Origin of the sequence: Halalkalibacillus halophilus DSM 18494 (genome assembly GCF_000423105.1) — a bacterium.
Lineage (GTDB): Bacteria > Bacillota > Bacilli > Bacillales > Alkalibacillaceae > Halalkalibacillus > Halalkalibacillus halophilus.
The window spans coordinates 1-24,474 of record NZ_AUHI01000015.1; the positions used below are offsets into that span (position 1 = coordinate 1).

27 protein-coding genes are annotated in these 24,474 nt (G+C 36.4%); 7 read left to right on the forward strand and 20 right to left on the reverse strand.

Annotation, left to right across the window (positions count from 1 at the left end):
• A partial coding sequence (locus tag G532_RS15085; RefSeq protein WP_035512845.1) for an integrase core domain-containing protein occupies window positions 1-326 on the forward strand: 326 nt, incomplete at its 5' end.
• A 395-nt stretch (window positions 327-721) separates the two neighbouring features.
• Window positions 722-1,339, forward strand: coding sequence for an NUDIX hydrolase (locus tag G532_RS0109455; RefSeq protein ID WP_051189131.1), 618 nt, complete (start codon window positions 722-724; stop codon window positions 1,337-1,339).
• Between the two features lie 47 nt (window positions 1,340-1,386).
• Here G532_RS0109455 and G532_RS0109460 read toward each other — a convergent pair whose 3' ends face one another.
• The 7 genes from G532_RS0109460 to G532_RS0109490 form a co-directional block, all read right to left on the reverse strand.
• Window positions 1,387-2,358, reverse strand: coding sequence for an ABC transporter permease (locus G532_RS0109460; RefSeq protein ID WP_027964599.1), 972 nt, complete (start codon window positions 2,356-2,358; stop codon window positions 1,387-1,389).
• Entirely contained in the window at window positions 2,351-3,271 is a 921-nt protein-coding gene (locus tag G532_RS0109465) for an ABC transporter ATP-binding protein (protein WP_027964600.1), read from the reverse strand. The genes G532_RS0109460 and G532_RS0109465 overlap by 8 nt, the downstream gene beginning before the upstream one ends.
• Window positions 3,272-3,420: 149 nt before the next feature.
• On the reverse strand, window positions 3,421-3,732 hold the full coding sequence (locus G532_RS15090) for a TIGR04104 family putative zinc finger protein (protein ID WP_035512847.1): 312 nt from the start codon (window positions 3,730-3,732) through the stop codon (window positions 3,421-3,423).
• A gap of 16 nt (window positions 3,733-3,748) precedes the next feature.
• The gene (locus G532_RS0109475; RefSeq protein ID WP_027964601.1) at window positions 3,749-5,536 is read right to left on the reverse strand and encodes a S9 family peptidase; all 1,788 of its coding nucleotides are present in this window, start codon (window positions 5,534-5,536) and stop codon (window positions 3,749-3,751) included.
• A gap of 416 nt (window positions 5,537-5,952) precedes the next feature.
• Window positions 5,953-6,732: a class II aldolase/adducin family protein gene (locus tag G532_RS0109480; RefSeq protein WP_027964602.1), complete on the reverse strand. Its 780-nt coding sequence runs from the start codon at window positions 6,730-6,732 to the stop codon at window positions 5,953-5,955.
• Between the two features lie 28 nt (window positions 6,733-6,760).
• A complete protein-coding gene (locus tag G532_RS0109485; RefSeq protein WP_027964603.1) occupies window positions 6,761-7,747 on the reverse strand; it encodes a glycine betaine ABC transporter substrate-binding protein in 987 nt (328 codons plus the stop codon).
• A gap of 24 nt (window positions 7,748-7,771) precedes the next feature.
• Window positions 7,772-8,554 carry a carbon-nitrogen hydrolase family protein gene (locus G532_RS0109490; RefSeq protein ID WP_027964604.1) on the reverse strand — a complete coding sequence of 261 codons (783 nt, stop codon included), beginning with the start codon at window positions 8,552-8,554 and terminating at the stop codon, window positions 7,772-7,774.
• A 333-nt stretch (window positions 8,555-8,887) separates the two neighbouring features.
• Here G532_RS0109490 and G532_RS15095 point away from each other — a divergent pair, with 333 nt between their 5' ends.
• The 3 genes from G532_RS15095 to G532_RS15100 are packed head-to-tail and all read left to right on the forward strand — an operon-like array spanning window position 8,888 to window position 10,134.
• Window positions 8,888-9,364, forward strand: a complete 477-nt coding sequence (locus G532_RS15095) for an RDD family protein (protein ID WP_084500676.1) — start codon at window positions 8,888-8,890, stop codon at window positions 9,362-9,364.
• Between the two features lie 12 nt (window positions 9,365-9,376).
• Window positions 9,377-9,706 (forward strand): CHY zinc finger protein, encoded by a 330-nt coding sequence (locus tag G532_RS15870; protein WP_084500678.1) that lies wholly within the window; start codon window positions 9,377-9,379, stop codon window positions 9,704-9,706.
• Between the two features lie 29 nt (window positions 9,707-9,735).
• The gene (locus tag G532_RS15100; protein ID WP_027964605.1) at window positions 9,736-10,134 is read left to right on the forward strand and encodes a rhodanese-like domain-containing protein; all 399 of its coding nucleotides are present in this window, start codon (window positions 9,736-9,738) and stop codon (window positions 10,132-10,134) included.
• 40 nt (window positions 10,135-10,174) lie between these two features.
• Here the strand turns inward: G532_RS15100 and G532_RS0109505 are convergent, their stop codons facing one another.
• The 7 genes from G532_RS0109505 to G532_RS0109535 all read right to left on the reverse strand — a co-directional run bounded on the left by G532_RS0109505 (window position 10,175) and on the right by G532_RS0109535 (window position 15,783).
• The gene (locus G532_RS0109505) at window positions 10,175-10,882 is read right to left on the reverse strand and encodes a YwaF family protein (protein WP_027964606.1); all 708 of its coding nucleotides are present in this window, start codon (window positions 10,880-10,882) and stop codon (window positions 10,175-10,177) included.
• A 183-nt stretch (window positions 10,883-11,065) separates the two neighbouring features.
• Window positions 11,066-11,665, reverse strand: coding sequence for a class I SAM-dependent methyltransferase (locus tag G532_RS0109510; RefSeq protein WP_027964607.1), 600 nt, complete (start codon window positions 11,663-11,665; stop codon window positions 11,066-11,068).
• Window positions 11,666-11,887: 222 nt separating this feature from the next.
• On the reverse strand, window positions 11,888-12,151 hold the full coding sequence (locus G532_RS0109515; RefSeq protein WP_027964608.1) for an HPr family phosphocarrier protein: 264 nt from the start codon (window positions 12,149-12,151) through the stop codon (window positions 11,888-11,890).
• Window positions 12,152-12,162: 11 nt separating this feature from the next.
• Window positions 12,163-12,612 carry a PTS sugar transporter subunit IIA gene (locus G532_RS0109520; protein ID WP_027964609.1) on the reverse strand — a complete coding sequence of 150 codons (450 nt, stop codon included), beginning with the start codon at window positions 12,610-12,612 and terminating at the stop codon, window positions 12,163-12,165.
• Between the two features lie 23 nt (window positions 12,613-12,635).
• Window positions 12,636-14,030 (reverse strand): PTS fructose transporter subunit IIC, encoded by a 1,395-nt coding sequence (locus G532_RS0109525; protein WP_027964610.1) that lies wholly within the window; start codon window positions 14,028-14,030, stop codon window positions 12,636-12,638.
• Window positions 14,031-14,059: 29 nt separating this feature from the next.
• On the reverse strand, window positions 14,060-14,998 hold the full coding sequence (gene pfkB, locus G532_RS0109530) for a 1-phosphofructokinase (RefSeq protein WP_027964611.1): 939 nt from the start codon (window positions 14,996-14,998) through the stop codon (window positions 14,060-14,062).
• Complete coding sequence (locus tag G532_RS0109535) at window positions 14,995-15,783, reverse strand: DeoR/GlpR family DNA-binding transcription regulator (RefSeq protein WP_035512849.1); 789 nt, start codon at window positions 15,781-15,783, stop codon at window positions 14,995-14,997. Before G532_RS0109535 ends, pfkB begins: the two co-directional genes overlap by 4 nt.
• A 189-nt stretch (window positions 15,784-15,972) precedes the next feature.
• Here G532_RS0109535 and ptsP point away from each other — a divergent pair, with 189 nt between their 5' ends.
• Window positions 15,973-17,688: a phosphoenolpyruvate--protein phosphotransferase gene (gene ptsP / locus G532_RS0109540; protein ID WP_027964613.1), complete on the forward strand. Its 1,716-nt coding sequence runs from the start codon at window positions 15,973-15,975 to the stop codon at window positions 17,686-17,688.
• Window positions 17,689-17,770: 82 nt separating this feature from the next.
• On the opposite strand, the gene G532_RS15105 is transcribed toward ptsP, so the two are convergent.
• From G532_RS15105 to G532_RS0109560, 4 genes are all read right to left on the reverse strand, one after another.
• On the reverse strand, window positions 17,771-18,652 hold the full coding sequence (locus tag G532_RS15105; RefSeq protein WP_051189133.1) for a hypothetical protein: 882 nt from the start codon (window positions 18,650-18,652) through the stop codon (window positions 17,771-17,773).
• A 159-nt stretch (window positions 18,653-18,811) separates the two neighbouring features.
• The gene (locus tag G532_RS0109550; protein WP_027964614.1) at window positions 18,812-19,042 is read right to left on the reverse strand and encodes an excisionase family DNA-binding protein; all 231 of its coding nucleotides are present in this window, start codon (window positions 19,040-19,042) and stop codon (window positions 18,812-18,814) included.
• Between the two features lie 120 nt (window positions 19,043-19,162).
• Window positions 19,163-20,017 (reverse strand): protein-glutamine gamma-glutamyltransferase, encoded by an 855-nt coding sequence (locus tag G532_RS0109555; RefSeq protein WP_245570130.1) that lies wholly within the window; start codon window positions 20,015-20,017, stop codon window positions 19,163-19,165.
• A gap of 79 nt (window positions 20,018-20,096) precedes the next feature.
• On the reverse strand, window positions 20,097-20,549 hold the full coding sequence (locus tag G532_RS0109560; protein ID WP_027964616.1) for a DUF4181 domain-containing protein: 453 nt from the start codon (window positions 20,547-20,549) through the stop codon (window positions 20,097-20,099).
• 112 nt (window positions 20,550-20,661) lie between these two features.
• Between G532_RS0109560 and G532_RS0109565 the strand changes: the two genes are divergently transcribed.
• A complete protein-coding gene (locus tag G532_RS0109565; protein ID WP_027964617.1) occupies window positions 20,662-21,309 on the forward strand; it encodes a uracil-DNA glycosylase in 648 nt (215 codons plus the stop codon).
• Window positions 21,310-21,513: 204 nt separating this feature from the next.
• Here the strand turns inward: G532_RS0109565 and yihA are convergent, their stop codons facing one another.
• Window positions 21,514-22,095 (reverse strand): ribosome biogenesis GTP-binding protein YihA/YsxC, encoded by a 582-nt coding sequence (gene yihA, locus G532_RS0109570; RefSeq protein ID WP_027964618.1) that lies wholly within the window; start codon window positions 22,093-22,095, stop codon window positions 21,514-21,516.
• Window positions 22,095-24,422, reverse strand: a complete 2,328-nt coding sequence (gene lon / locus G532_RS0109575) for an endopeptidase La (protein ID WP_027964619.1) — start codon at window positions 24,420-24,422, stop codon at window positions 22,095-22,097. Before lon ends, yihA begins: the two co-directional genes overlap by 1 nt.
• Window positions 24,423-24,474: the final 52 nt, after the last annotated feature.

Below are 24,474 nucleotides of genomic sequence, written 5' to 3' on the forward strand. Positions count from 1 at the left end.
TTATTATCCGAACGGATAATGGGCCTCAGTTTGTGAGCGAACATTTTGGTGATTATTGTGTAAACCGAGACTTATATCATGAACGAATTCCACCACGTACGCCTGATATGAATGCTTATATTGAATCTTATTTTAGCCGTTTACAGGCTGAGTGTTTCGATCGACATCCATTCCATCTATACGACGAAGCCTATCACTATATAAATGAATTCACCGATTTCTATAATTACGATCGACCCCATGGCAGTCTAAAGAATTTATCTCCAGATGTTTTTTATGAGCGTTGGAGAGCGGGGCATATAACACAAGAACCCCTTTCGATTTGACACTAGAAAGGAACTTGATAAGGAGAGGGAGAGGTGATAGCCTAGAGAGCTGCCGAAATATTCAACTCGGTCTTTCGGAGCAAATCGCCTCTCCAGAGGCTCCTTGTCAAGTTCATTGGACTCTAAAAAGAAGCAAACTTAAGCAATTCTAAGTTTGGGTGGGAAAAACCAATAATTTGTCCCGAATTAGGGGGCTGGACCGCTATTCTTGATATAATTCATTTCTTCTTGATAACAGTAGATTTTTCTGGATATACATACCGCTTTTCTGGATATATGTTATTTCTTATTCACAATTTACACTACCTCTTCTCGCTATTAACTCGTTCTCTCAAATAACAAACGATAGATAATTTCTGATATAGTAAAAGAGACCGATTTTAAGAGGAGAGAACATGATGAAAAAAGATTCCTTATTACAAACCTTACAATCACATCAACCTGGCTTTTTAGGTATGCCACATGTTAAGCACTACTCTATCATTCTTCCAATAATTGAAAAAAACAATGAACTACATTTAGTATTTGAAGTCAGATCCCTGCATATGAGACGCCAACCAGGTGAAATATGTTTCCCAGGTGGTCGCGTAGATGAGAAAGATCCGCACCCGGAGGCAACTGCTTTAAGAGAAATGGAAGAGGAAATTGGTGTGGAACAATCTCGCGTCAAAAATCTATTTGAATTAGGCACGATGGTTACTCCTTTTGGGCTTAAATTGAATGCTTTTGCAGGATTAATAGATAATGTCCAAGAGTGGAAATTGAATCCCATGGAAGTAGATGAAGTATTCACAGTTCCGCTTCAATTCTTCTTTGAAAATCAACCTGAAAAACATTACATCCATATTGAGGTCACACCAGATCAAGATTTCCCCTATGAGTCCATTCAAAATGGAAAAGACTATCAATGGCAAAAGGTTCCTTATGAAGAGAACTTTTATTATTACGAAGGTAGAGTCATCTGGGGTTTAACAGCCAGAGTGCTAAAAGATTTTATTAAAGTGTTAAAATAATATAAAAGCTCCTTTAGCAACGTTTAAGTTGCCAAAGGAGCTTCTTTTTATTGTCCTGCTACATCTCTTTTCGTAAAGAATAGCCACGCTAACGTCACGAAAACTAAATAATAGACAAGGAGTACCGTAAGAGAAAATGGAAGGGTTAATCCTTCTAATAGCATATTTCCTGTTTCAAATTGCTGTAAATTAGTGTTCGCAAATAAAATATACTTTGCCCAGCTTTGTTCTGCAAAAAACCCAACGATCATGTTTCCAGAAAGCATTAAGAAGATTGCTAACCCAATCGCTAAAGAGCTTTGACGGAAAATGGTTGAGATCATAAATGCGAATGTCGCCATCATTACTAAATTGACTAAACTATACCCATACGTTTTCAAAGCTTCAGTAAATAATGTGACCTCTTCATACCCAGAAGCTCTTGCAGTTACAATAGTTGAATCAAACCCTTCAAACCCAAAGAAAATCATACCAGTTATTAAGGATAAGAACCACACAAAGATCAGTGTGTATAAAGCAAACAACAATACTGCGACATATTTAGATAACAATATTTTCGCTCTACTGATCGGCCTAATTAGAAGCAGCTTGATCGTTCCCCATTTAAATTCATTAGATACAATTCCTGCAGCTATAATAATGGTTAAAAGACTAATTAAAGAAGACAAAAAAGCATTATCGTTTACAAAGTCTAATGCACTATAACCTCGTGGGGGTGCATCATTTTCTAATCGATATGTATTTTCAGCAAGCTGGTCATTGTTCATTTCAATTATAAACTCGTTTTGTCCTTCATCTTCAGCAGCTTGTTCATTATCTTCTATTAATTGTTCATTCTGTTGTTCAAGTTCAGTTCTCCAATCATCTCCAGCAGATGACTGGTCTCCTTCTCCATATGTTAACTCTATAAATGCTAACCCGATAATCAGGGCAGCGATTAAAATATACATTACCCAAGTAGATTTTTTTATGTATATTTTAAATTGTTCATTATATGTTTGTTTAAAAAATTTACTCAATTGTATTCGCTCCCATCAAATCGAAGAATTGATCTTCTAAAGTTTCTTTCGTTGTTTGAATCTGATACACACTTATATTTGAATCAACTAAAAGTTTATTCACAGAAGGGATTTTTTCTTTTTCTAACATTACTGATACAAAATGGTCCCGCACTTGTACATCCGCTTCTAGTTCATTCATTAATAGCTGCTTCGCCTGTTCAGCTTGATCCACTTCAAAAGAAACCACAATACCAGCAGCATCTTCATCTGACTCATGCAAAGATTGAATTTTTACTATTTCTCCGTGTTGAATAACACCAATCCGGTCACACATCAATTCAATTTCGGATAATAAATGACTGGAAATAATCACAGACACTCCATCATTTTCAGCAAGAGATCTTATGTACTTTCTAATTTCTCTAATTCCTGCAGGGTCCAAGCCATTTGTAGGTTCATCGAGTATCAAAATAGATGGTTTATGAAGTAGGGCTTGTGCAATACCTAAACGTTGACGCATTCCTAATGAATATTTTCCTACTTTTTCATTAATCGCCTTTTCTAAACCGACTAATTGAATAACTTCTTCTACTCGATCTTTTGTAACATCTTGATTCATGCGTGCATAATGATTTAAATTCTGTCTTCCGGTCATAAACGCATACATTTCTGGATTTTCAACAATTGCACCGACTTCTTTAATTGCCTGATGAAAATTGGATTTGATACTATTACCAAGGATTTTTATATCACCTTCTGTAATATTCATCAAACCGACCATCATACGAATCGTTGTCGTCTTTCCCGCTCCGTTTGGTCCAATAAATCCAAAAACTTCTCCTTTGTTAATCGAAAAGTTAACTCCTTTAATGATTTCCTTTTTACCAATCTTCTTATGGACATTTGTTAATTCCATGGTTACTTCTTTCAATGTTACTCCTCCTTTTGAACGCTACTTCGTAATACGACCTAAAGGGATAAAAAGTTTCACTAAATCTATATTATGACGAACGATTTTTATACTTATCCTGTTCAACAAAATGAGTACAGCCCTTGCAGATAGATCTACAAGGGCTGTACCTAAAACAAAGGTTCTTCTTTATTAGAAAGCTTCATATACTTAGGCCACAATAACAAAGGTATAAAAAGCAATATTACCGCAATTACAATAATCAATACTAATGGTAAATCATAATAAAAATATAACGCACGTAACGGGATCCAAGCGAAAAAATAAATTAGGATAAACAGCATGGAACCATACCAAATGCTCTCAGTGGTTAAATATTGCTTCTGCCCACAATTCGGACATTTTACACCTCGCTTGAAGCCAAGCATTTTTAATGATTCTTTGTAGCTCCACTGGTATTCGCAGGATTTACATATATCCATAAAAACTAGCCTCCTGCTATTGGTGCTTTTCTAAAAACTTCAACATGGTCTGATATACATTAATTTCATTTTCTTTTTTCGAAAATCCATGTCCTTCATCATCTAACACCAGATAGTCTACATCTCTTCCTTCATTTCTTAGCTTTTCTACAATTTGATCTGATTCTTCTTTCACAACTCGAGGGTCTTTTGCACCTTGAATGACTAACATCGGCTTCTTCATTCCATCTAAATAGGTAACAGGTGAATCCTTTTCAAATCGTGCTCGATCCGCTTCAGGATCACCTAACCAGCGTTTCATAATTGGCTTCCAGTGTTCTGGTACGGAATTCACGAATGTAAATAAATCAGAAACGCCAAAGATATCAACGACTGCCTTAAAGTATTCTGGGTGACGCCCATGTAATAATAATGCCATATAGCCACCATAACTTCCGCCTATTAAGAACAGTTTTTCTGGACTGGAAATTCCTTGGTCAAATAACCACTGAATCCCTTCTAAACAATCGAGGCGAGGTCCTTCTCCCCAATCCTGTTCCACTAGTTTCACAAAATCGGAGCCATATCCAGTGCTACCACGGAAATTTGGACAGAAAATATTATATCCTCTATTTAACAAACACTGAAACATTGCACGGTAAAATTTACGTTCTGACGCCTGCGGTCCCCCATGTGGCCAGAAAATAGTATAGCCATTACTGTTTTCTGCATGCGCGCGGAACAATAAGGATTCAATTTCTGTACCGTCATAAGATATATAAGTAACTACCTCAGGATCAACCATTTCCTCTTTTGTTACGCCTAGAACACTATTGTTCGTCAACTGATTCCAGTTACCTTTTGAATCATATTTGAAAAGATTATGCGGAAGAATTGCACTTCTACCTAAAATGTATACATTGCCTGATTTAGCCACTTGCACTTTTTCAATCACATCAACAGGAGTTTCAATACTTTTAAGATTTTCTCCTTTTAAATCACAAACATAAAAGTGATCTTCTACCCCTTTTTCCGTTACTAAATATAATTGTTTGTGCTCCTTATCATAAGTAAGGGAAGTAATGGATTCCTGATCTATCTCAAGTAGTTTCTCGAATGCTTTCGTATTGATATTATAGGAAGCCAAGTAACGATAATCACTATCAAAATCCGTAACAAAATAAACTGTCTCATTATCGATAAAAGTAGCTTCAAAGCATACATGCGCTTGCTCTGGATCTGGAGTAAGATAATGTTCTTCACCATTTGCTTTAACAAATCCTAATACATACGTATTTGCAAACATTTTAATGAAAGAAAAAGACTGTTCATCATCGGAAACAGCTGTTAAATAAGTAGGTGATTCCTTCCCTTCATTTATTAAAAGATCCTCCCCATTTGAAAGGTTTCGCATTCGGGTATTAAGGTAACTCGGGTTATCTTCCGAAGTCATATAATATAAACGTTCCCCGTCCTCCGTTAAATGAGAGTAAAAGTATTTCTCCGAAGCTTCCCCTGTAATCAACGGCTTTGGAAGTCCGCCTTCTGGTGCTATAGCATAAATTTGATAATTCTCATCACCATCCGAATCGTATCCAGCTAATACATAGCGCTTTTTCGGATCAAATTTCAAGAAATCAACCGATTCATCTTGGTGCGCAAATAAGTAAGGAAATTGATCAGGAAGATCCATCCCCCATACATTCACCTTTCCATTCAGGTTAGAAGTAAATAGCAGTTGGTCTTCATCAGGACTTACTGTGAAATTAGAAATCACGTAAGAGCGAAAAAATTGCTCTACAGTTGGTTTAGGAAACGTAAGCATAATTAAAAAACCTCCATAAAATTTTAAAATTTCGATTGTTGAAATATTCAGTTTTCATTATATCATAAAATATTCCTTAACCTATTACAACGAAGAAGATAACTGAAAAAGTAAGTTTATTTGAAAATAGATTTATTAACTTCACATTAAAAACTGGCTCTATGCCGGCATGCGGGATCATGTACCTGAATAAAGGTAATGCTTGCCGGCACAAGGACGACATCACCTGAATAGGTTCCCTGAATGCCGGCATACGAACCTATGCACCCGATTGCTCCCCTTTTATGCCGGCATACAGTTCTAACAGTATTCCCTTTTACATTACTTCATTATTAAGTTATAAAAATTAACACCCTCTATTTATTGAACCATGCATTCAATAATAGAGGGTGTTCCCATTTATTTTATACTACCATTTATTCTAATAAATCAGGTTGTTCGGAAACAATTCGTTCCCACATTGGTTGGAAGCTTTCCCAACCGTCTACTTCACGTCCAACTTGTCCTGCCGTATGAGCTGCATCTTCTGGTGCGATCGAGTTTACGATTCCAGCAGATTCAGCTAATAGTTGCGATTGACAAGAACGTTCCATCGTAATGAACCAAAAAGCAGCAGCATCAACAGATTCACCAACTGTAAGTAGTCCATGGCTTCTTAAAATCACAGCTTTGTTATCCCCTAAGGCTTTCCCAATTCGTACGCCTTCTTCTTCGTCAAAAGCTACACCTTTATATTCATCAAAAATGGAATGATCATTGTAAAACGAACAAGCATCTTGTGTTAAAGGATCTAATAACTTTCCGCTTATCGACCAGGTCTTTCCATAAACAGAATGCGCGTGAGCAGAGGCTATTACATCTTCTCTTGCTTCATGTACTGCTGAATGAATAGAGAAAGCAGATTTATGAACGGAATATTTCCCTTCCACTACTTGCCCTTCACTATTCACAAGTACCAAATCAGAAGCTTTAATTTTATTAAAGTGCATGCCATAAGGGTTCACCCATAAATGATCTTTGCGTTCAGGATCACGGTACGTTATATGCCCCGCCGCCCCTTCTGAAAAACCAAATTGGCCAAATAAACGGAATGCTCCAGCTAGCTTCTGTTTATTATGTTGGCGCTCCTCTTCATAATTATTAAATGTCGGCTTTTTTAAATAATCTTCTACACCTTTACCTAAAATACGTTCCATGTATGTTCAGCTCCTTATTTCAATGAGATTATTGAATTTCTTCTCTTACTTTATCTGCTACTTCATCTGAAACCCACTCTGTCCACATGTCTTCATGTTCCTCTAAAAATTTAACTGCTGCGTCATGTGCTGAGGCACTTTCATTTTGAATGTATACTAATGCATCGTTTGCGATCTCACTGTTTGTTTGATAACTGCTTAGGAATTCAGTCACTTCTGGTGCACGATCAGGTAAATCACTTGTTACCACAATTTCAATGTCTTGTGTAGCAATGCTTTCTAGTGGACCTTCTTCTTCTTCGACAATTGGTGTCATATCATATTGTCCCATAATCCAATTTGGTTCATAGTTATATCCTACCCACGGTTCACCCGCATCGTATGCAGCTGATAAAGATGTATTAATAGCAGCTTCTGAACCTGGTCTAGTATAGTTAAATGTCTCATCTAAACCATAATGTTCATATGCGTCATGCAAAATCTCATCCACAGTCCATCCAGGAATTGCTCCGATAATCTGTCCTTTAGATGAATCTTCTGGGTCTTCAAAAAGCTCATAATAGTCAGGTAGGTCACTAACATATTTTAAATCCGGTGCGACTGGATCAATTCCTCGCTCTTCATCCCCTTCAATAACATACGTTGGGACATAAAACCCTTGGTAGTTGTCATCGAAGTTCAGGCTGACAGCTTCAAATTCACCATTTTCTATACCCGGCTCATAGATCTCAGCTAAGTTATCTTTCCATACTTCCATATGTACATCGATTGAACCTTCAGAAATTCCTGTCCATACGGCAGAGCTCGAGCCTGTCATCTGCTCTGTTTCGTAATCATAACCTGCTTCTATAATTATACTTGCGATTTCATTATGAAATAACAAACTATCCCAGCCAGCATCGGCAAATACAATTGGTTCCTTATCTTCCCCAGCGGCTTCCGAGTCATTACAGGCAGTCATTACTACTAATGATAATAAAATACTAGTGATTATAAATGATTTAAATAATTTCATAATTACTATCTCCTTCATAAAAGTTTATTGTATTAATTTTTGATAGGTTTTACTTTGTCGATTTTCCAAATACTCTAGGTCAACATTTCGTTTTTGAAACAAAGGAAGATCAAAAGTAGAAATTTGCTCCTTCTCTTCTAGTTTTACAATCTTATTCCCAAAAGCGTCATATGCAGCACTTTCTCCAAAGAATTCAAATTCCCGTTCCCAGCCTGTGCGATTACATAATACGATTGGAACCTCATTTTCCATTGCCCGACTTTTTAAAAATACTTCCTGGTACGATTGATAAGGCTTCATATTATTAGTCGCTACTAAAATGAGATCTGCACCTTTTAGCGTTAGCACTCTTGCTACTTCCGGAAAATCTAGATCATAACAAATCATTAATCCAATTCTTCCTAATGGGGTATCAATTACTTTATACTCCTCGCCTGCGGTAAACACTTCTTTCTCTGTTCCATATAAATGAACTTTTCTATATGTAGTTAATATTTTTCCTCGAGGTGAAATTAATGCGGTAGAATTGAACAGAGTTCCATCCTCAGATTTTTCCGGGAATGAAAACAACGTGTATAGGTTATAGGTGTTACACAACTTTTTTATATAAGTAATTGATTCTCCATCGATTGTTTCTGCAACGGAGAAATCGAGATCCTGTATAAAGTATCCACTTAAACTTAGCTCTGGAAGCAAGACTAATTCAGCAGAGTCTTTATATGCTTGTTGAAACGTTTCTTTGATGCGTAATAGATTTTCCTGCTTCTTTCCTAAACCAGGTTGAAACTGACCGATTGTAATTCTCACCAATTCACCTCCAAATAATTTCAAACATATGGGCAACATTATTAATGATAGGTGAAGCATATAAATGTTACAAACAAGTTATAGGTTAGCTTAAGACGATCTAGCTACTAAATGAGCCGAATAATCAACTTAGCAAAGTAATCACCTGTAAATACGACAAAATACTACAGAATACTTCCATGTATGAATGATAATAAAACTATTTCTATACACATTTTCCATATGTAACATTCATTTCAAATAAATAGATGTAAGTTTCCATCACTAGTATTGAAATTTATGGTATAAGAAGGTATATTTACAATAATTATCGATTTGACTGGAGGTGTTCTTTTGGAAAATGTAGAAACAAATCCTGCTGGTTTTTGGGTCCGGCTAGGAGCAGCTATTATTGATGGCATATCACTGACCCTATTGACAGGACCACTAGCACTCGCTTTATATGGACAATTCTTTTATGAAGGTTGGAGTATTTTAGACTTTGTAAACTTACTATATTTCATTTTATTACCTATAGTTTGGTACGGTTATACTTTAGGAAAGCGTGCTGTTAACATTCGTATTAGAAGAGTAGATCAGGAAAAAATCGGACTAAAAACTATGCTTCTAAGAGAGTTTCTATCTGCATTTCTATACGCGATCACATTAGGTATTCTAGCTATTGTTAGTTTGTTTATGGTAGTTTTCAGAGAAGATAAACGAGCGATTCACGACTTAATTGCTGGAACCTATGTTGCTAAAACGAATTCCTTCTCCTTCCGTGAAGTGCCTGCACCAAAATATGATACATATCACGACTATGTAAGATAGCGAGGTGTTTACATGTTCGTATTCGGACAAGAAGTAATTGGAACAAAGGTAGATCCATACACAAAGTGTGAACATTATCATAGTTCAGTAGATATTATAGCGATTAAATTTAAATGCTGTGATACGTACTACCCTTGTTATAAATGTCATGAGGAGAACACCGAACACCCTATAGATAGATGGGCAATCGAAGAGCGAGATACAAAAGCCATTCTTTGTGGAAAATGTGGTCACCAGTTAACCATTAACGAATACATGCAAAGTGCTAACAGTTGTACCAATTGTAATGCTACATTTAATGTACACTGCAAAAACCATCACCATTTATACTTTGAATTGTAAAGAAATAACCAAGAAGGAGTGTACATTTCATGAAAAAGTATTTTCTCTTCATAATTCTAATTAATATGTTTTTACTAGCTGCGTGTGGCGAGGAAGAGCCAGTCGAAGAAGCAGAGTCTGTTAATGAATATGAAACGATCGAACTTGAACAAGTCACAGAATATCAAAATGATGGGTACACGGTTGTAGATGTGCGAGAAGAGGAAGAGTATCAGGCTGGACATATAGAAGATGCTATAAATAAACCTCTCTCAGAGCTCCGAGAAGATGATCTAGAACCTCTAAACAAAAAAGAATCTTACGTAATTATTTGTGAGACTGGGAACAGATCTCAAGAGGCAAGTGATATTTTGATTAATAATGAATTGGATGTAGTAAATGTAGAAGAAGGCATGAGCACTTGGGAAGGTGAAGTAGTCACTGAATAATATAATACTTTTAAGTAGAGAGGGGACCATTTTAGTCCCTCTATTTTTTATGATTTCTAGTAAGATAATAAACAACTACAAATAATACAAAAGCAATTCCCTCAAGAAAGACTAAATAAATTGGATATGGCCCTAAAAAGTCAATTAGTGTTTCACTGCTTGGGGGTCTATTTAAGAACATATAATTCGAATCTAAAAGCGTATTGATCAAATAGACAAAGATAGCAATTATATTTAATACAACAAAGGAGCGGACTACAGAAAAAAAGGTTGGTCGGAATTTTTCCACCCAAAGCATATAAAGACATGCTAAAACAACAACTAAGTGAGCTACAAAAAACTGAAAGAATCGAAAATGAGGATAACCGAAGAAAAGTTCAGGTGTAATCATTGCAAAGGTAGCACTTACTAAACTAATGAAAAACACTACTTCGAATACACGGAAACTTTTTGTGAGCAACATAATAATACATAAGTACAAGGACAAAGAACTAAGTTGCAGTGGCAAGTTATATTGCATGGACCATTCTCCATGAACTGCAAACCACCAGTGAAAACTTAATTCACTAATAAATAAACCTGCAACTAATAAGGCTGTTGCAAGTTGTTGATAATTACTGCGAATATGGTATCGCAAGATATATGTTACTATTACAATCATAATTGATATGATTAAAGCCAATAAGTGAGAAGAAGAAAACAACTCAAATGGATATTGATTACGATCAAAACCAAAAAAGCCATTCATAAATAAGCACCTCTAACTATCTTATTTAAAACAGCAATTAACTTGATATTATGTCCATTAAACTATCAAGAGGATTACCGAATAGAGGAATTAATACAAATAACGTTAATAAGAAAGCAATAATGAAAAATATCATTGTTTTTTTATCCAATTTCCTCACCCCAATCCCTTTCAATAGTAAATTTATTTCCTAACAACTACTTGAATAACATGTCCCGTGCCAACATGACCTTTTCCTTCATTTCGTTCTACTTCTCCATAATAGAAATGTTCTCGTTTATACCCTCTAGTCATTTTAAGAATATCTTTTGCACTGTACAACATCTCAACCGTTTTCGGCCCACCTGTCTCATAATCTAACTGGGACTCGGAGTATACCTCTATTAAAATCGTACCACCTTTTTTCACTGACTGAAAAATATTTTCTAAAAAATAGGGTTGATCTGCTTTTGCAACATGGCCGAATACCATGATTGCTGCATCATATAACTCCTTACCAACTTCCTCTTTCGTTAAATCTGTAGCAACAGTTTCTACTTGTACATTATTAGTCGCAGCTAATTTTTCCGCCTTTTTAAGTCCAACTGTGGACTGGTCAAAGGCAGTTACATTATGACCCATGGTAGCCAAGTAAACTGCATTTCTACCTTCTCCTTCTGCAAAACAAGCAACTTTAGAATTTGCAGGGATTATATCACTTTTTTCATTTATAAATTCATTTTCAATTTCACCATATATAAAATCTTCGTCATTGAATTTTTGATCCCATTTACTAGTAGACATACGATCAAACTCCTTTTTCATTTCTCGCATTACAGTAGTGTTTATTCTGTCAATTTTACACAACTTACGTTCAAATGTATAAGGAAATGGGAAATTGAAATCAACTTTTAATATTTATATTCAAAATTTATTTGTTATTCCCCATCTTTATATGATTTATCCCAATATGAAACAAAAAAACTACCTAACAAAAATAATATTGTCAGGTATTTTTATGGATACTTATCCTTCGAAGTTACTTTCAATTAACTGCACTAAAGCATCTACTGCCGCTTCTTCATCTGAACCATCTGCTTTAATTCCAATCGCTGTACCCTTTTCAATACCAAGGGTCATAATTCCTAGAATACTTTTTGCTTCTGTTTCTTGATCACCAGTTACAATCTTAATATCAGAAGAGAATTTATTTGCTTCTTCTACTAATTGCTGCGCTGGTCTTGCGTGTAATCCGGTATCGTTAGTAATGGTTACTTCTGTTTGCTTCATTGCTGTTCCTCCTACTGTTCTAGCGCTTCAAATAATTCGTCGCTAGTCGTTGCCTCTTGTAATTTATTTCGAAAATCTTCGTGCATTAGTTTTCTTGATAACTGAGATAGAATCTGTAAATGCTCATTACCAGCTTGCTCTTCTGGAATCGCAATTAAAAATACAGATGTAACAGGCTTCCCATCTAAAGAATTCCAGTCAATTTCTTCTGATAAACGGGCAAAAGCTAGTCCAGGTTCTTTTACGCCTGATGATTTACCATGTGGAATAGCTACTCCAAAGCCGATTCCTGTAGACCCCTCTTGCTCACGCTTTAATACCGCTTGTTTGTAAACATCAGAATCTACCACTACTCCAGTTTCCACCATTGTTTCTGTTAGTTTGTCTAAACATGACTCTAAAGAATCAACGTTTATATCAAGTAAGACATGATCTTTTTGTAAAATCTCAGATAGTTGCATATATAAATTCTCCTTTTATACTCTTAGTTTGTTGCCTCAGCTGCTTTTGCCTGAGGTGATTTTCTTTTTAGTAACACTACTAATAGAGCAGTTACTATTGTACCAATTGCTATTGCTAATGCATATAAGAATACATTGGTTACCGCATTAGGAATTGCTAACACGAAAACTCCTCCGTGTGGTGCTAGTAATTCTGCTGAAAATAGCATCGATAATGTACCAGCTGTTGCTGAACCTGCGACTAGAGCCGGAATCACTCGTAGCGGATCAGCTGCCGCAAATGGGATTGCTCCTTCTGTAATAAATGAAATCCCAAGAACACTTGCGGCTTTTCCTGCTTCCTGTTCCTCTTTGCTAAATTTATTCTTAGCAATAAGTGTCGCAATCCAAATTCCAAGTGGTGGCGTCATACCTGCAGCCATTACAGCTGCCATTGGACCATAAATTTCACTTCCTAGTAAACCAACTGCGAATGCGTAGGCTGTTTTATTTACTGGACCACCCATATCTATTGCCATCATAGCACCAAGAATTAATCCTAAAAATACTACGTTAGCTCCAGTCATTGATTGTAACCAGTCTTCTAATCCACCCATGATCGCACTAACTGGACCACCAATTACATAAATCATTAATAAACCTGTAGCTAAAGTTGCTAACACTGGAATGACTAAAACTGGCTTAATTCCTTCTAAGTTTTTCGGTAGTTTCACATAATCTTTGACTAACTTAGCTAAATAACCAGCTAAGAAACCTGCAATAATACCACCTAAGAACCCTGCTTCAACTTGTTCTGCTAGCATACCTCCAACTAAACCTGGGGCTAAACCTGGTTTATCAGCGATGGAGTAAGCAATGTACCCAGCAAGAATTGGAACCATTAAGCCAAGTGCAGCTCCACCAATTTGATCTAAATTAGCTGCTAAACTTCCTTCTTCTTCTGCAGCTTCAATTCCAAATATAAAGGATAAAGCTATTAGAATACCACCGGCAACTACTATTGGAATCATAAAGGAAACACCATTCATCAAGTGTTTATAAAAGCCTTGTCTTTCTGCACCTTTTTCCTTTTTACGTTGTTCTGCTTGTTCTACGTAATCATCAGAAGATTTCTCTTCCATCGCTAAAGCACGGTCGATTAACCCTTCTGCATCTTTAATTGCTTCTCCTACTGCTACTCGAATAATATTCTTTCCTGCAAAACGACTTTCATCAATATTTGTGTCAATAGCTAATATAATCGCGTGAGCTTCTGCAACTTCCGCATCTGTAATTTCATTTTCTGTACCGACACTTCCTTGCGTTTCCACTTTCATGTCTACTTCTTTTTTCTTAGCGGCTTGATCTAATGCTTCAGCTGCCATAAAAGTGTGAGCTATTCCAGTCGGACATGCTGTAATGGCTAATAACTTTTTCATTATTCTTACCTCCTACTATAAATTTTTGTTCAAATATTCGTGACTTCTATTTTGTTAACACTCTCTTTTATTTCATCAATTGTGCAAACATTGGTACCAGGCTTGGACGCTGTGATCGTACCAGCTGCTGTTGCCCATTTAGCAATTTCTTTAAGAGTAAAATCATGGTCAAGAGAATAAATCATTGCCCCTACCATTGAATCTCCAGCTCCTACAGTGCTTCCCACTTGGATATCAAACGGTTTTGTTTGATATGCCTCTTCCCCACTTACAAACAGGGCACCTTTTGAACCTAATGAGACAACTACTAACTCGATGCCACCATGAATAAGTTCCTTACATTTTTGCACAATTTCTTGTTCGGATTTAAAGGTAGTTTCAAATAGATCCTCTAACTCATGAATATTAGGTTTAATTGCAAATGGTTTTGCTTGGATTCCTTCACGAAGAGCAGTTCCACTTGCATCCAAAATACATTTAACACCTTTGTTGTTTGCCATTGTTATGAGTTTTTTATAAATAGTATTTTCCATCCCACTTGGAGTGCTACCTCCTAATGCAAAAAAAGATGTATGATCCAATAGCTGATCCACATTATCACTGAAAGCTTGTTCATTATTCTTACTTACATAAAACCCTGGTTCATTAATCTCCGTTGTTTCGCAAGTAGATTGATCTACTATTTTAAGATTCGTTCTCACTTCCCCATCAACTTCATAAAAACTTGTGTCTATTCCTAATTGTTGTAAATCCTTAACTAACTTCTCTCCATTTTCTCCTGCGATTAACCCAGTAGTATATACCGGTTGTTTTAATTGCCGGAGTACTTTTGCAACGTTAATTCCTTTTCCTCCAGGATCGGAATGTGCTGGCTGTTCCAATCGATTAAGACTACCTAAATTTAACTTTGGAACATAGATTGTTTTGTCAATAGCTGGATTTAAAGTTATCGTTAACGCTTGCTTCATCTGCCTTCCTCCTGCTGAGATACGATGTCCAGTAAAATATTTTTCTGATGAAATGCTTCTACAAAACTCAAGTCAACCTCCCCGTCAGTGATACAGCCGGTAAGGTCAGATATCTCTCCAAATTTTGCAAATGCTACTTTACCAAATTTACTATTATCAGCTAATACGTAAATCTCAGTAGCTTGATCGATCATCTTTCTTTTAGTACTTGCTTCAATGATATTAGGCGTCGTCAGTCCCCCACTCAAATCAATTCCATTCGTACCTAAAAACGCTTTATCTACATGCAAATGATCTAATGCTTGATCTGTAATCGGTCCAACTAATGCTTGTGTTTCATGTCTTAGCCTTCCTCCAAGTACAACTACTTCAATATGAGGAGAATTCTTAAGAGCTTCTGCATGAACTACTGAATTAGTGACAACTGTTAATTCTTTCAATATCTTGATTGCTTCAACTAAAGGTAATGTGGTGGTACCGGCATCAACTAAAATAGTATCGCCATTATTAATATAACTAGCAGCTTTGCGAGCAATCTTTTGCTTTTCTTGATAAAAGCGGTCCACTCTTTCGATCATGGTCGGTTCAAAATTCACGCTATCATTGGAAACCGCACCACCATGCGTACGCTTTAAAAGTTTTTCTTTTTCCATTTCATTTAAATCTCTTCTGATCGTGGATTCTGAAACTCCAAACGTTTCGACAAGGTCTTGCACGGAAGCGCGTCCATGTTGCTCGATATCGGATAAAATTCTATTTTTACGTTCCTCACTATACAAAGGCATTAGACACCACCTTCCTTAAAAATAAATGTTTTTGACTATTTATGATTGATTGTTATTGACTGATTATGATTGATTATGATTATAATAGAAGATGAAAGCGGTGTCAAAGTAATTTAATTTATTTTTTTATGATTGTTTTTGCTCGTTTCTATTTTAATTGGTACATTAAGAAGGAAGGGATTGATATATATGAAAGAATTAAAAGGTATAGGAGCTTCAAAAGGAGTATCTATTGGAAAGGCGTTTATTCTGAAGGATTTAAATCTTACTATTCCTGTAGAGCCTTTAGGTGACCTTGAAACAGAAATGTCACGTTTTCACGAGGCAATAAACCAATCCACGATCGATTTAGAAAAGATTGAAGCTCATGTTGAGAAAGAAATGGGAAGTGAGCATGCAAAAATATTCAAAGCTCATTTATTAGTGTTAAAAGACCCAGAATTAATTAAAGCGGTGGAAAGTAATATGAAAGAAAATAACATGAATGCCGCAAACGCATTAAATGAAGCAGCCAATAAATTTATCACATTGTTTGAAAGTATGGACAACGCATATATGAAAGAGCGCGCTGCAGATATTCATGATGTTTCTAAACGAGTTCTTTCTTATATACTAGAAGAGCCACTAGTAACAACAAGTGATATTACAGAAGAAGTCATTTTGATTGGCCACGATTTATTACCATCAGATACTGCTCAATTAAATAAAGACTTCGTAAAAGGTATTGTCACAGATATTGGCGGGCGGACATCTCATTCCGCAATCATGTCTCGTTCTATGGGAATCCCTGCTAATGTTGGAACAAGCACTGCTACAAAGGATATTCAACCAGAAAGCACTGTCATTTTAGACGGGGAAACAGGAGTTGTGATTGTTGAACCCGACGAAGAACAACTAGCTTTTTATCAAAACAAACTTGATGAGGAACAGAAAAAGGAAAAAGAGTTAAAAAAATTAGTTGGTCAGGAATCTAGTTCCAAGGATGGTCGTCAAGTGGAGTTAGCAGCTAATATTGGTTCTCCTAAAGATCTTGAAAATATTATTGAAAATGACGCAGAAGGTATCGGGTTATTTCGAACGGAATTTCTCTATATGGACCGTGAACAATTACCTTCGGAAGAAGAACAATTTGAATCTTATAAGGAAGTTTTATCGACCATGCAAAATAAACCTGTCGTCATCCGGACACTTGACGTAGGGGGAGATAAAGATTTACCTTATTTAGATTTACCCGATGAATTGAATCCTTTTCTCGGCTTCAGAGCAATTCGACTCTGTTTAGAAAAGGAAGATATCTTCAGAACTCAACTTCGTGCCCTCCTACGTGCAAGTACACATGGAAATTTAAAAATAATGTTTCCGATGGTTGCAACGTTAGAAGAATACAGATCTGCAAAGCAACTGTTGGAAGAAGAAAAGGTAAAATTGATAGAAGAAGGCTACCAAGTTAGTGAAACCATTGAAATCGGAATAATGGTAGAGATTCCTTCTACTGCTATCCTTGCTGATCAGTTTGCAAAGGAAGTTGATTTCTTCAGTATCGGAACAAATGATTTAATACAATACACCCTAGCTGCTGATCGAATGAATGAAACCGTTAGTCATCTCTATCAACCATACCATCCAGCAGTATTACGTTTAATCAAACAAGTGATTGATGCTGCGCACGCAGAAAATAAGTGGGTAGGTATGTGCGGAGAAATGGCAGGAGACGAAATAGCCGTACCAATTTTATTAGGTCTCGGATTAGATGAATTCAGCATGAGCGCTTCTTCTATCTTAGAAGCTAGAAAACAAATTCGTTCCCTTTCTTTTGAAGATACTGCTAACATTAGTTCAAAAGTGCTTTCAATGAGTACAAATGAAGAAGTAGAACGTTTTATTAAACAAAAATTTATTCATTAAACAATAAAAACCCCAGCGAGACTGAATGACAGTCTTACTGGGGTTAAATTTGTTCTTCCTACTGTTCGAGTGATTTTTCAGCTTATTGTTTTACCAACTCTGCATGTTTAGCTACTTTCTTTCCTCTTTCAATTAATGTTTCCAACTCTTCACTTTGAGTTTTTAATTTTTCAAGTTCACTTTCCACTTCTTTTCTAATGACAGGAACCAAATCGTTCACTTCCAACAACTCAAAGATTTCTATGCGAAGTAACCAATCATTTGGATGGTTAGTCTGCAATTCTGCCCATACTTGTTCGAGCTTATTTTCAGGGTCGTCGATCAATCCATCACGAATGTCACGAACCGCTTGATAAAGTAAATCTAAAGGTGTCAATGTTAGTAAATGACTTTGATCTTCTATCGTTTCCACCACTTCCTCTGGATAAAATGCTTCCCCGTCAGCAGCCCCTGCAAAAACGGATACAACACTTTCACCGACGGCCATATCAAATCTTCCCCAATCAGGTTCAAAAAGCTTGGTGTTTCCGAGCTTCACGGTGCACTCTGAGAATGAAATTAAAACAATGCTTCCATTTTTATGCACGATCTCCTCTACCTTACCATTCACGTTCACACCGCTTTCAAATTCTAAAAATACCTTTTCTCCATTCACAACTCCCAGTTCTTTCAACTCTCCTTCTGACAAAGTTTCCAGTGGCGCGTTTGCAGATTTCAATTTTCCAACTGGTGAACCAAATCCGTCCACATGGTGATCCGTCCCATGCCCATCAATCTGTTCATTATCAGTAGCTAAAGCAGTTGGGCCTACCGTATTCAGATAAACAATTTCTCCTGCTTCATTAGTTATACGTTCATTAAAAATCCCTGTAACCTGTAAGCCAGAAGAAAGCACGGAAGTCGCCGTATTTTCCGACTGAATTGCTTTATCGAGACTCTCTGTTCCGCCTTTTTTAAATGCCATTTCTTCTGCGAACTCTTCTAAACCTTCTATTAACTGTTCGAAATTCTCACAAACAAATAACTGTGGTTGAGGTTTTGTAATATCAAATCCTGTATGAACAATCTCTTGAACATCAAATGGAAGCTTTTGTACTTCCGGATTTAATCTATATTCCTTTTTTCAATCCTCATCATTAACGTCTGGATCTTCAGGTAATGGTTCCTCTAAATAGTCTTGTATCATTTGGCGATATTTCTTCATTTGATCAAAGTAACTACTAAATTGTTCACGATTTATTAAAAATTGATTTCCGTCATGAATACTTCGAATCTGTCCTTGAAGAACAAGATTTTCCACATGGGTTTCAGGGAGTTCAAGATAATCAGCTAATTCCGTTACTGTTAAATACACAAACAAACTCCTTTCAAACAATAAATACCAGATTTCCATTGTACCATATAGAAAGTATATTCATTTAAAAAATAAAGCCCCTTTCTATGACAGAAGAGGCTTCAGTAATTTCCATCTATTTTATTCATCTGGATTGTATAGTTCTATTAACCAGCAATACCTTTCATAATCAATGGAAGTCTTATTATGAGTAATAAGCACATGCGGCCATTTTTTAGAGCTACTAATTCTAACATTATCAGAAACGTTTGCTAAATATCTAAATGATGGACGAGCGACTAAATCCTTTAAATATGCTGAGATTTCCGCTTCAGGAATCCGACTTCGGTTCAGAGTAGAAATCATATCTTGCGCAGTTTTGATACCGACACCGTGCCCAAAATATAAATCATCAAAAAGCACAACCGCATTTTCTCCTCTCCACTGAGAAGAGTCTGGGTGAAATTCTGGATTTTCAAAATAAACGACATCACCTGGAATGAAATATGTGGTATGAGTCGTATAGATCGGTAAATCTGGATCAGCGTGCCAACTATATATATAAAGGTCTGGATATAACTCATCAAATAATTCTTCACCAATTAACTGTAAGATTGCATAATAATAAATAATGACAATTGCCCCTGCGCATTCAAACGCATACATAGAACTATTATTATAAAAATCTTGAATACCCGCAGATGGGGAAATGTCAGGTTTTAATTGAATCCCACCTATAGGCGTTACTTGCCAAACTTGAGGATTTGCACGTGTATCTTCAAACCTTGCGAACCTCATATTACTATCATTCATCATAACCGCACTGTTCATGATTTGTTCTCTTAAACGAAGCTCAAAACGTAATTGATTAAGAGAAGTAAATGAAAACGTATCTGGTGAATCATATAGTTTCCTAAGAATTCTCTGTTCTGTGTTAGTCAAATCACTCATACTATCCAAAGAAAATGACATTCCCGCAACTTGAATCACACTCATAACCCCTTCCCTTTGAAAGTAGTAGTTTATAAAGTGTATTCAATGCATTGGATTATCATCATTAAAATATTGAAAATAATTATTTGACACTTCCAGCCTCAAAATCTTCTGGACTTGGATGAGGTTCAGGTTCTGGAATCAGATCGAAGAAATTATTTGAAGCTAAGAAAGTAAAAAATACTAAGGTAACGATCGTATGCATACCAAAAATGATATATTGTTTTCGCTCTCTTCGGTAAAGATACTCCATTATTGTATTTAATAGAGTCTCTAGCAACGGTATTAAAAAGACTAAGACAAGAAACGATAATTGCATGCGATGAATATTATAAGAGATAATCATTGGTGCTAAAATAGTTAATGGAATAACAATACTTCTTGTTAACTTCTTATGTAAATCATTAACGTAATCTCTTCCCCACTTTTTCTCTGGTTTCTTAATATCCAATTGTTTTCTAAGAAATTTTTCTAATATGTAAATAAATGCACCATAATTAAGAAGGATCAAAATTAATGGTAAAATCCAATCCACGCTTACACCTACTTTATTTTATTTTCCATTAAGGCTACCATATAATTTCCATTAAATCTATATCATAGTAAGAATTATGTTAAACTAAGTAAAAAAACGTGAGGTCTAAACTATGTTTATTATTCCAGAATATTTAGCTGAGTTGGGAAAAAGGCGAATAGAAGGTTACCCCGTCGATGGATTTGTGTACGGAAAAGGACCTGATCATCCTACATTAATGTTAGTTGGAGAAGCTCCAGGAGAACAAGAACTGATTGATGGGATCCCTTTTATCGGAAGGGCTGGAAAGGAGTTAATGGCTTCTTTATCAATGATTGGTCTAACAAGAGAGGATGTCTACATCACAAGTGCTGTGCGAAGTCGTCCTTATAAATGGGGGACAAAACGAGAACGAAACGGAGATATGATAGAGAAAAAATACAATCGCCCACCTAAGAAACCTGAAATCTTTGCCCATGCACCTATTCTTGATTATGAAATAAGTCATCTTCATCCTCCTTTAATTGTCACGTTAGGAAATGTTGGCCTTCAACGACTGATAGGTCCTACAGCAAAGGTTACAGAACTCCATGGAAGGCGTATCGAAAGCAGTGTTCAATATCTTCCTGATTACAGCAAAGATCAGTTTGCATGGACCAATCAAAAGTATACAATCATCCCAACCTTTCATCCGGCATCCGTATTTTACCGACCTTCTCACCGAGAAAAATTAGAGCAGGATTGGCAAGAGATAGGGAGATACATTAAAGAAAATGAATAGCTTTTGAAACCTGTTGCCGGCATAGGAACTTTTTCACCCGAAAACAGGGTCTCTCTACCCGATTAATGTTCTTTACACCCGAATAAGCTAGTTATCTGCCCGAATACATTCCTGCTATACCCGAAAACGAGGTCTGTTCGCCCGAATAGTCATTTCACCATATAAAAAGCCCCCTCCTTTATAAAAAGGAAGGGGCTTCACTATTTACAAGACTGATTTTATTACTTTCCAAGCTTCATCTTTCCCTTGAGCAGTTTCTGCAGAAAAACCGATAAGCTCATCACCTTCAGCCAAGTTTAATTCTTTTCGAACGATTTTTAAATGCTTTTGTACTTGAGCTTTCTTCACTTTATCCATTTTAGTCGCAACGACCATCACTTTAAGTTCAAAATACTTCAAGAAGTTATACATCATGATATCGTCTTTCGTTGGGGTATGACGAAGGTCCACAATCATCACGGTCATTCGCAACTCTTCACGTGCTTGAAAGTATTCTTCCATCATCTTTCCCCATTTTTCTCTTTCTGTCTTGCTTACCTTGGCATAGCCATAACCTGGGACATCCGTAAACATTATTCGATCATTGATTCGATAAAAATTTAACGTTTGTGTTTTCCCTGGTTTAGAAGAAGTTCTTGCTAAATTTTTGCGATTAATTAATTTATTAATGAATGAAGATTTCCCCACATTGGATCGTCCGGCTAAAGCAATCTCAGGTAAGCCTTCGTCTGGATATTGCTCTTTTTTCACCGCACTGATTACAATCTCTGCATTCGTGACTTTCATTACGATTTCTCCTTTTCAGAAAGAGCAATGTCTAGGACTTCATCTAAGTGTTTAACTTTGATAAAGGTCAGGTCATTTCGAACACTTTCTGGTAAATCATCTAAATCTTTATCATTCTCTTCTGGCATAATGATCGTCGTCAATCCAGCTCGATGGGCGCTTAATGATTTTTCTTTTAGTCCACCGATTGGTAAAACTCGGCCTCTTAACGTGATTTCTCCAGTCATACCAACTTCCTTCTTAACTGGACGATTTGTAAATGCTGACACAAGTGCTGTTGCGATCGTTATTCCTGCTGAAGGTCCATCTTTTGGCGTCGCACCTTCTGGAATATGAATATGCACATCATATTTCTCATAAAAGTCTTTTTCTAACTCAAATTCTTTGGAACGCGAGCGAATATAACTAAACGCAGCTTGGGCAGATTCTTTCATCACATCGCCAAGTTTTCCTGTAAGTGTTAATTTACCAGTGCCATCAGCAATGGAAACTTCAATGGAAAGGGTATCTCCGCCTGCTTGCGTATATGCTAAACCAGTAGCTGTTCCAATTTGGTCCTCTTGCTCTGCTTGTCCATAACGGAATCGTGGTTTACCTAATAATTCTTCCACTTGGCTTTCCGTTACGACCACTCGTTTCTTTTCACCAGAAACAATAATTTTAGCGGCTTTACGACAAACCGAAGCAATTTCTCGCTCCAGGTTACGTACACCTGCTTCTCTTGTATACATACGAATTAACTTTAGAATTGCATCATCACGGAATTGAAGCATGTTCTTATTTAAACCGTTATCTTTCAATTGTTTCTTGATCAAATGCTCTTTAGAGATATGCAACTTTTCAATTTCCGTGTAACCAGCAATTGAGATGACTTCCATTCTGTCTAATAATGGTCCAGGGATTGTCTGTAGATTATTGGCAGTTGCCACAAACATAACTTTTGATAAATCATACTGCTCTTCTATGAAATGATCACTAAAGGAATGGTTTTGTTCTGGGTCTAACACTTCTAACATAGCTGATGAAGGGTCTCCTCTAAAATCATTCGCCATCTTATCAATTTCATCTAATAAAAACACAGGATTGATTGTTTCAGCCTTTTTCATACCTTGGATAATTCGACCAGGCATCGCACCTACATACGTGCGTCTATGACCACGAATCTCAGCTTCGTCTCGTACACCACCTAATGATGCCCTCACAAAATGACGATCAATAGCTCGAGCGACCGATTTTGCAAGCGAGGTCTTTCCTACTCCAGGAGGTCCAACTAAACATAAGATTGGTCCCTTCATTGACTTGGTTAATTGTTGCACAGACAAATACTCAAGAACTCTTTCCTTCACCTTTTCTAAACCATAGTGATCTTCATCGAGAATCTTTTCTGCATGCTGAACATCTAAATTATCTTCTGTTTCTTTGCTCCAAGGTAAAGCCACAAGCCACTCGATATAATTTCGGATCACAGAGCTCTCCGCAGAACTTTGTGGAACTTGCTCATAACGTTTCAACTCTTTATAAGCAACGTACTCAATTCGCTCAGGCATCTCAGCTTCTTCAATTTTTTCTTTCAATTGAGCTAGTTCACTATTTTTACCATCTTTTTCGCCTAACTCTTTTTGAATAGCTTTCATTTGTTCACGAAGGTAATATTCTTTTTGTGTTTGTTCCATCGATCTTTTCACACGCTGTCCAAGCTTTTTCTCCATTGATAGAACTTCTTTTTCATTGTTTAAAACTTCTACAAGATAATTTAATCGATCAGTGACATTAACTGTGTCTAAAATCTTTTGTTTTTGCTGAAGTTTTAAAGATAAGTGGGAACTAATAATATCAGCAAGTCTTCCAGGTTGGTCAATGTCTTTGACTGTCTCATAGGTTTCTTGCTTTAACTTTTTCGATACTTTTGTATACTCTTTAAAGTTATTTATTAGCATACGCATTAGAGCTTGCTCTTCCACTTCATCCCCATGTTCATCTTCTACTGTCTTATAGGTCACACGGAAAAATTGCTCCTGGTCCTCAAAGCTATCAATTTCAGCACGCTCCATACCTTCAATTAGAATTCGGATCGTTCCATTTGGTAGCTTAACCATCTGTTTAATATAAGCAATTGTTCCCATTTGAAAAATTTCATCATCTTTTGGTTCATCAACTGTAGAATCACGTTGAGCAGCTAAAAATAAATATTTATCTTCTACCATTGCTTGCTCTAATGCATCAATTGATTGTTTACGTCCAATATCTAAATGTAACACCATGGAAGGGTATACTATTACTCCACGCAGTGGTAACAGTGGTATAGATTTTGTTGTCTTTTTCGTCATGGGTTTTCACCTCCGGCATCATTCTTTTCTACTATTTATTATACACGTTTCG

Excerpts from the sequence above, each read along its gene's own strand:
- G532_RS0109485 (WP_027964603.1), bottom strand. The coding sequence starts at position 7,747 with ATGAAATTATTTAAATCATTTATAATCACTAGTATTTTATTATCATTA.
- G532_RS0109475 (WP_027964601.1), bottom strand. The coding sequence starts at position 5,536 with ATGCTTACGTTTCCTAAACCAACTGTAGAGCAATTTTTTCGCTCTTAC.
- G532_RS0109455 (WP_051189131.1), top strand. The coding sequence starts at position 722 with ATGATGAAAAAAGATTCCTTATTACAAACCTTACAATCACATCAACCT.
- G532_RS15100 (WP_027964605.1), top strand. The coding sequence starts at position 9,736 with ATGAAAAAGTATTTTCTCTTCATAATTCTAATTAATATGTTTTTACTA.
- G532_RS15090 (WP_035512847.1), bottom strand. The coding sequence starts at position 3,732 with ATGGATATATGTAAATCCTGCGAATACCAGTGGAGCTACAAAGAATCA.
- ptsP (WP_027964613.1), top strand. The coding sequence starts at position 15,973 with ATGAAAGAATTAAAAGGTATAGGAGCTTCAAAAGGAGTATCTATTGGA.
- pfkB (WP_027964611.1), bottom strand. The coding sequence starts at position 14,998 with ATGAAGCAAGCGTTAACGATAACTTTAAATCCAGCTATTGACAAAACA.
- G532_RS0109535 (WP_035512849.1), bottom strand. The coding sequence starts at position 15,783 with ATGCCTTTGTATAGTGAGGAACGTAAAAATAGAATTTTATCCGATATC.
- G532_RS0109525 (WP_027964610.1), bottom strand. The coding sequence starts at position 14,030 with ATGAAAAAGTTATTAGCCATTACAGCATGTCCGACTGGAATAGCTCAC.
- lon (WP_027964619.1), bottom strand. The coding sequence starts at position 24,422 with ATGACGAAAAAGACAACAAAATCTATACCACTGTTACCACTGCGTGGA.
- yihA (WP_027964618.1), bottom strand. The coding sequence starts at position 22,095 with ATGAAAGTCACGAATGCAGAGATTGTAATCAGTGCGGTGAAAAAAGAG.
- G532_RS0109555 (WP_245570130.1), bottom strand. The coding sequence starts at position 20,017 with ATGAGTGTGATTCAAGTTGCGGGAATGTCATTTTCTTTGGATAGTATG.
- G532_RS15105 (WP_051189133.1), bottom strand. The coding sequence starts at position 18,652 with ATGGCATTTAAAAAAGGCGGAACAGAGAGTCTCGATAAAGCAATTCAG.
- G532_RS0109520 (WP_027964609.1), bottom strand. The coding sequence starts at position 12,612 with ATGCAACTATCTGAGATTTTACAAAAAGATCATGTCTTACTTGATATA.
- G532_RS0109480 (WP_027964602.1), bottom strand. The coding sequence starts at position 6,732 with ATGGAACGTATTTTAGGTAAAGGTGTAGAAGATTATTTAAAAAAGCCG.
- G532_RS0109505 (WP_027964606.1), bottom strand. The coding sequence starts at position 10,882 with ATGAATGGCTTTTTTGGTTTTGATCGTAATCAATATCCATTTGAGTTG.
- G532_RS0109515 (WP_027964608.1), bottom strand. The coding sequence starts at position 12,151 with ATGAAGCAAACAGAAGTAACCATTACTAACGATACCGGATTACACGCA.
- G532_RS0109565 (WP_027964617.1), top strand. The coding sequence starts at position 20,662 with ATGTTTATTATTCCAGAATATTTAGCTGAGTTGGGAAAAAGGCGAATA.
- G532_RS15870 (WP_084500678.1), top strand. The coding sequence starts at position 9,377 with ATGTTCGTATTCGGACAAGAAGTAATTGGAACAAAGGTAGATCCATAC.
- G532_RS0109510 (WP_027964607.1), bottom strand. The coding sequence starts at position 11,665 with ATGTCTACTAGTAAATGGGATCAAAAATTCAATGACGAAGATTTTATA.